This window comes from Protofrankia sp. CiP1_Cm_nod2 (assembly GCF_920664355.1).
GTDB lineage: Bacteria > Actinomycetota > Actinomycetes > Frankiales > Frankiaceae > Protofrankia.
Map to the genome: position 1 here is coordinate 8,811 of NZ_CAKKTL010000175.1, position 2,368 is coordinate 11,178.

Annotated in this window: 5 protein-coding genes and 1 pseudogene; 5 read left to right on the forward strand and 1 reads right to left on the reverse strand. The window is 67.1% G+C overall.

What is annotated here, in order from left to right:
* The 4 genes and pseudogenes from NBW84_RS17685 to NBW84_RS17700 form a co-directional block, all read left to right on the forward strand.
* A pseudogene (locus NBW84_RS17685) lies at positions 1-549 on the forward strand (ATP-binding protein); the annotation flags it as partial.
* A gap of 74 nt (positions 550-623) precedes the next feature.
* Positions 624-1,154 (forward strand): hypothetical protein, encoded by a 531-nt coding sequence (locus NBW84_RS17690; protein WP_250285842.1) that lies wholly within the window; start codon positions 624-626, stop codon positions 1,152-1,154.
* 48 nt (positions 1,155-1,202) lie between these two features.
* Complete coding sequence (locus NBW84_RS17695) at positions 1,203-1,451, forward strand: hypothetical protein (protein WP_250285843.1); 249 nt, start codon at positions 1,203-1,205, stop codon at positions 1,449-1,451.
* Entirely contained in the window at positions 1,448-1,840 is a 393-nt protein-coding gene (locus tag NBW84_RS17700; protein WP_250285844.1) for a type II toxin-antitoxin system VapC family toxin, read from the forward strand. Before NBW84_RS17695 ends, NBW84_RS17700 begins: the two co-directional genes overlap by 4 nt.
* 10 nt (positions 1,841-1,850) lie before the next feature.
* On the opposite strand, the gene NBW84_RS24480 is transcribed toward NBW84_RS17700, so the two are convergent.
* Positions 1,851-2,123 carry a hypothetical protein gene (locus tag NBW84_RS24480; protein ID WP_445548753.1) on the reverse strand — a complete coding sequence of 91 codons (273 nt, stop codon included), beginning with the start codon at positions 2,121-2,123 and terminating at the stop codon, positions 1,851-1,853.
* 54 nt (positions 2,124-2,177) lie between these two features.
* Here NBW84_RS24480 and NBW84_RS17710 point away from each other — a divergent pair.
* The coding region (locus tag NBW84_RS17710) for a toll/interleukin-1 receptor domain-containing protein (RefSeq protein WP_250285845.1) at positions 2,178-2,368 on the forward strand (191 nt) is incomplete at its 3' end.

Sequence of the window (2,368 nt, forward strand, 5' to 3'; positions counted from 1 at the left end):
TCCGTGCGGCCCAATGCGCGCGGCGTCCTGCTCGACGACTACAGACAGAACCAGGGCCTGCACGCCTTCGAAGGACGCGACAAGACCCTCAGCGCGTTGGCGCGGTGGACGTCGGAACTGGCCGACGATCCGGTCACCCGGATCGTCACCGGTGGCCCGGGCTCCGGGAAGACGTCGGTGCTCGCCCGGTTCGACGCCCTCGCCGATCCTGTCCGCCGCGGCAACCTGGAATCGCCGAGCGCGATCCGTCCGCCGGACGGCTGCGTGGCGCTGTTCATCCAGGCCCGAGGGCGTACAACCACCGAGATCGCCGACGGGATCCTGCACACGGCCGGGCTGCCTCCCTGCGACGTACGGACACTCGGCACAAGGACGCTGCTGGCCGGCCTCGATCAGATCCCGGAAGCGAAGCTGGTCGTCATCGACGCGCTCGACGAGTCCGCGGATCCGGAAGACATGATCCACACTCTGCTCGGGCCGTTACCCACCCGGTCGGTGTGGGAGGCGTGTATCTCGCCGGCCGTCCGGTGGTCGTCATGGCCCATGTGAACGCCGCCACCGTATAGGACCTGAGCACCGGGCAACAGATCGGCGAGTATTTCTGGCCAGCGGAAATCGGAGCGGTGTGGATCGGCCGCATCCGGGGCCGTGCTTGTATCGCGGCCGGCCTCGCCGACGGTGCGGTCACCGTACGGGACGACGGCACTCAGACGTCCGCTGTCCAGGCGACCGGTGCGGAATCCGTGGTCGTCACCCGGGTCTCCGGTGGGCGTCATGTCGTGTGGACGAGCCACCGCTCGGGTGTGATCCGCCGTTGGGACGTATCCACCGGAGGCCAGTTTGGGCCTCCCCTGCCGGTCTCGTCGTCCGCCCCCGCGCTCGCGACCGCCGAACTGCACGGCCGGCCCGTCGTGGTGAGCGCCGGCTACCACCACGGCGGGCAGTGCTGGGACGCCGAGACGGCCGAACCCGTCGGTGCGCCCTTCGCCAAGGACATGGGACGGACCGATCTCGCCACTGGCCGTCTGGGTGAGATGACGGTGGCCGTGACCGGCCACAAGATAAAGATCATCTGCTGGGATCCCACGACTGCTTCTCAGGCGGGCAGCAGCATAAGCGGCTTCCTGGATTCCACACCGAGCGATGCGCCGTGAAGCCGATGCGGGCTTCGGCCGGACACATCAAGCGCTGCTGGAGCGCATATGCGCTACCATGATACCATGGCGACGATCCAGGTCAGGAACATCCCCGACCAGGTGTACCTGACGTACAAACAGCGCGCCCTGCACGCTCGACAGTCCCTGCAGGAGTACCTGCTGGCCAAGCTGGTCCACGACGCCCAACAGCCCGCCATCGAGGAGATCCTGGACAGTGCGCGGGCCAACGCGGTGGAGTCTGTGACCACCGAGGACATCCTCGCCGAACTGGACCGCGGACGGTCCGCACGTTGATCGTTGTCGACGCCGGCGTCCTCGTCAAAGTCCTTGTCGAAAAGAGCCCCTCAGCCGATGCGGCACGCGAGCGGCTGAGGGGCGAAATCCTCAGCGCGCCGAGCCTGATCGATGCGGAAGTTCTCTCCGTCCTGCGCGGGCTGGCACTCGGCGGCAAACTCCCCGAGCATCGAGCCTCCGCCGCCCTGTCGCTGCTCGCCGGGATGCCCCTTCAGCGCACGCCGCTGCCCGCGCACCTTGCGCGGGCATGGCAGCTACGCGCCAACTACAGCGCGTACGACGCGTTCTACGTCGCCCTCGCGGAGCTGCTGGAATGCACACTGATCACCAGTGATGCCCGCCTCTCCCGTGGCACCGGCGCCACCTGCTCCATCGAGGTCTTCCGGTAACCACCTGGGATCATCCCGCTGTCAGTCCGACCATCGGCCGGCGAAGGAACGATGACGGCAAGTTATTATTCGCCGAATCCCCCGCGGTCAGTTCGGCCGGCGAGGTGACATGCCGGCGCGCGACGGCCACCAGCCAGCCGGGCAGCGCGGCACGGATCGCGTGCACCACCCGCCAGCCGGGCCCGAGCAGGATCCGCTCCCGCGGCGGCAGAGCGTCCAGCGACACGTTGCGCACGCAGGAGTAGCAATCCTCCCGAACACCCGCTGCACGTGTGACCGTCACGATTGTCGTATCTTATCAGCAGGTTCGTCGGTTCTGCGAAGATCAGGAGATGCGGTGCCAGCATATGACTACGATTTCTTCGTGAGTTACACCGGCGCGGACCAGGAATGGGCCGAGTGGATCTCGTGGGCGCTGGAGGAGGCCGGCTACCGGGTCCTCGTCCAGGCGTGGGACTTTGTGGAAGGGAAGAACTGGGTGAACGAAATACAGAAAGGGGTGACCAGGGCAGCCCGGGTGCTTGCGGT